This window comes from Poinsettia branch-inducing phytoplasma str. JR1 (assembly GCF_000309465.1).
GTDB classification, from domain to species: domain Bacteria; phylum Bacillota_I; class Bacilli_A; order Acholeplasmatales; family Acholeplasmataceae; genus Phytoplasma; species Phytoplasma pruni.
The window spans coordinates 1-2,583 of record NZ_AKIK01000053.1 but is presented as its reverse complement, the minus strand read 5'-3'; the positions used below and the strand labels follow the sequence as shown (position 1 = coordinate 2,583).

Sequence of the window (2,583 nt, the reverse complement as noted above, 5' to 3'; positions counted from 1 at the left end):
TATTTATTGAATTATCAAATCAAAGGAAGAATCATAATTTAAAAAACAAAATGAATACCAATCAATTAATAGAAAAAAAGAAACTTAATTTTTTAAATATGTTAAAAAACCCTAAAGGGGAAAAATTATTTTATTTTGTTTTATTTATAACTTTATTTACAATCTTGGCAGATATAATAACTTTTTTTATTTTTTCTAAACAAGAAAAGGGAATTTTTTTTTGTAAAGAAGTTTTTTTCAGATATTTAAAATATTTTACTTTTCAAATGAATATTGCTGTTTTATTAATTTTATTATCTTTTTTTCTTAAAATTAAAAATAAAAAAATTCATTCTTTATTGATAATTATTATTATGGTAGATGCTTTATTAACTTCTTTTATTTACAATCTTTTCCTTCATCCAATTTGGATGCCTGAAAGCAGTGATTTTGTTCAAATTATAAGAAATAATAATTTAGAAGATAGAATTTGGTGTGCTTTAAGTATTTCACAACATTTTTTAATACCTTTTTCTTATTTCGTTCTTTTTTTCTTTTTTGTTCCAGTTAATTTTAATAATTTTAGAAAAATATTTTTAACTTTTATTCACCCTATTTTATTTCTATCTTTTTATTATTTGTTGTTATTCTCTCCTAAAGGTTATCGTAATTGTGAAAAAGGAGGAAATAAATGTTTTTTTCCTTATCCTAATATTCAATGTCATAAACAGCATTTTTATCAAGGCAAAGAAATTAATAAATTATTTGGTGAACCATTATTCGATATGAGAAATATTGGAGGAAAAACAGCTGTTTTTTTTAGAATACTGATTTTAACTTTTTTCTTTTCTTTTCTTTTTTTCTTTGTTCTATATTTTAAGAATAAATTTAATGATAAAAAAATCTTTTTAAAAGGTAATATAATTATATACGATTAAAAAAATAATTAAATTTAAAAAAAAGGTTGATAAAAATGTCAATTGCAAAAAAAAGATTAGTGACGGGAATAAAGCCAACTGGAGATTTAACTTTAGGTAATTATTTAGGAGTCGTTAAACCGTTAGTTAATTTTCAAAAAAAATTTAATCAAGAATATGATCTTTATGTTTTTATTGCTGATTTACATGCTTTAACAAAATTTCAAGAACCAACATTATTAAAAAAAAGAATTAAAAATATCGCGGCTCTTTATTTAGCTTCAGGTTTAGAACCTTCTCAGGTTAATTTATTTGTTCAATCAGAAGTTGTTCAACATACTTATTTGAGTTATATAATGGAGTCTAATTCTTATTTAGGCGAATTAAACCGAATGATCCAATTTAAAGAACAGAAAAAAAATAATTCTAGTCAAAACATAAGAACTTCTTATTATACTTATCCTCTTTTAATGGCTTCAGATATTTTACTTTATGACGCTAATGTGGTTCCGGTTGGTCAAGATCAAAAACAACATTTAGAATTGACTCGCGATTTAGCTGATCGTTTTAATAGTTTGTACGGAGAAACTTTTGTTATTCCTGAATTTTTAAAAATGGGTCATACAATTAAATCTTTGACCGAACCAACTAAAAAAATGAGCAAAAGTTTTCAATTGGATCCGCAAAATGATAAAGGTTGTATTTTTATTTCAGAAGAATTGAAAGTTATTAGACAAAAAATTATGAGATCTGTAACCGATTCGGATAAAAAAATTTATTATGATATAGAAAAAAAACCAGGAATTTCAAACCTTTTAACCATTTATTCAGCTTTAAAAGATTTATCAATGGAAGAAACTGAAAAATATTTTTTAAATTCTTCTTATCAAATTTTAAAAGAAAAAGTTTCCGATGTAGTGGTGAAAACAATTGATGAAATTCAAAAGAAATTTTCTTTTTATAATAAAAACTCTATTTTATATGAAATTTTTGAAAAAGGAGCAAAAAACTCCAGTTTTATTGCAGAAAAAAAAATAAAAAAAGTTAAGAAAAAATTAGGTATTGGATGGCAATAATAAAAATTTTGAAAAAATCTTATACCTTCAGAAGGTAGGGGGGTATTTTTTTAAATGAATGATTTAGAAAAAAAAACACAAAAAATGAAAGAAACAAACATATGGAAAATTATTTTATTTTCTTCTTTTCCTATGATGATTTATTTAGTTTTTAACAATATTTCTAATAATATTGATTTATTTTTCTTAAAAAATAAATTTGGTTTAAAAGAAATAAGTATGTTTTCGCAAATTAATGGAGCTAAAAAAATAATTTTTATTTTTGTTTTTTCCATTAGTATTGCCGGAATTTCTTTAATAGCCAGGGAATATAGTTTAAAAAATTTTGAAAAAATGCATAAATTATCTAATTTTTTTTTAGTATTTTCTTTTTTCTTTGTAATTTTTGTTTTAAGTTTTTTCATACATTTCAGAGCACCTTTTTTAAAATTATTAAATATTAATGAAGACTTTATTAAAAATGAATACGGAAAAAGTTATTTTTTACTTTCTTTATCTTCTTTATTTTTTGTCACCATTAATATGATTATTTTAGGTTTTGAAAGAATTCAAAAACATAATTCTAAAGTTTTCTTTTTAAATTTATTTAATTTTTTTCTAAAAATATTTAT

3 protein-coding genes are annotated in these 2,583 nt (G+C 21.5%); all 3 read left to right on the top strand.

The window, feature by feature from the left end:
• On the top strand, positions 1-917 hold a 917-nt coding region (locus ON17_RS01445), incomplete at its 5' end, for a hypothetical protein (RefSeq protein ID WP_261974250.1).
• Positions 918-952: 35 nt separating this feature from the next.
• Complete coding sequence (gene trpS, locus ON17_RS01440; RefSeq protein ID WP_017191723.1) at positions 953-1,972, top strand: tryptophan--tRNA ligase; 1,020 nt, start codon at positions 953-955, stop codon at positions 1,970-1,972.
• Positions 1,973-2,026: 54 nt separating this feature from the next.
• The coding region (locus ON17_RS01435) for an MATE family efflux transporter (protein ID WP_017191722.1) at positions 2,027-2,583 on the top strand (557 nt) is incomplete at its 3' end.